Genomic DNA, 244 nt, shown 5'->3' with positions numbered 1-244 from the left:
CCCAAACGGATATCACCGTTAATGGTAAAGACATTGAAACGACGAAACTGACCGCAGAGCAAGGCGGCATCAGTCTGACGGCGAGTGGCAAGGCGACTCTGGGGGATGTACAGGCCAAAACGGATATCACCGTTAATGGTAAAGATATTGAAACGACGAAACTGACCACAGAGCAAGGCGGCATCAGTCTGACGGCGAGTGGCAAGGCGACTCTGGGGGATGTACAGGCCCAAACGGATATTAC

General features: G+C 52.5%; 1 protein-coding gene. It reads left to right on the top strand.

What is annotated here, in order from left to right:
* Positions 1 to 244 (top strand): hypothetical protein (locus tag EAE90_RS23515; RefSeq protein WP_214055478.1); only part of this gene is annotated, 244 nt, incomplete at both ends.

Source organism: Photorhabdus caribbeanensis (assembly GCF_018448885.1).
In the GTDB taxonomy this organism is placed as follows: domain Bacteria; phylum Pseudomonadota; class Gammaproteobacteria; order Enterobacterales; family Enterobacteriaceae; genus Photorhabdus; species Photorhabdus caribbeanensis.
This window is presented reverse-complemented; position numbering and strand designations above follow the sequence as displayed.